This window comes from Areca yellow leaf disease phytoplasma (genome assembly GCF_041920595.1).
The window spans coordinates 414,402-415,078 of record NZ_CP169277.1 but is presented as its reverse complement, the minus strand read 5'-3'; the positions used below and the strand labels follow the sequence as shown (position 1 = coordinate 415,078).

1 protein-coding gene is annotated in these 677 nt (G+C 30.0%); it reads left to right on the top strand.

All coding sequences use genetic code 11. The annotated features are described in order from the left end of the window. Positions 1–270 precede the first annotated feature (270 nt). Positions 271–498 carry a GTPase gene (locus ACEW7V_RS02290; RefSeq protein ID WP_374695763.1) on the top strand — a complete coding sequence of 76 codons (228 nt, stop codon included), beginning with the start codon at positions 271–273 and terminating at the stop codon, positions 496–498. Positions 499–677: the final 179 nt, after the last annotated feature.

Sequence of the window (677 nt, the reverse complement as noted above, 5' to 3'; positions counted from 1 at the left end):
CGACAGCGAAACTGTTTTAAAATAGCAAAAATTTGAGAAGACGATTCGTGCTGATATGAATAGGCGCATACATTCTTGCTCGCTTAGGTATTGTTGCCTTCAACAAAACTTACGACAATAATAATGCAGCTTTATGATAAAATGCCTTCTAGAACAATATTTTTATCTTGTTCTGTATCATATTCAGAATATCTGTTTCAGTTATAAAACGCTGTATTTGTTCTTGTTCATGTTCCCACTTTTTGAAAAATGATGGGCAAAAAATAACAAATTATTGACACTGCAGGTATTAAAAAAAGAGGTAAAATTTATGAACAAGAAGACAAATACAGCGTTTTGCAGTGTGCTTTAGGTGCTTTGGAAAAAGCAGATATTGCTTGTTTAGTTTTAGATGCTAAAGAAGGTATTTTAGAACAAGATAAAAATATTGCAGGGTTTATTTTAGAACATCATAAAGCTTGCATTATTATTGTTGCTTCAATAAATGGGATTTGTTAGAAAAAAGATAACAATACCCAAAGAACTTTGAGCAAAAAATTCGTCAAGAGTTTGTTTTTTTTATCTTATGTTACCTGTTATTTTCTCTTTATCATTGAAAAAAAGTCGTCTTACTCAAATTTTTGCTATTTTTAAAACGTGAGTTTTTAAAGCAATACGCAACTGGAACGAAGTAATAT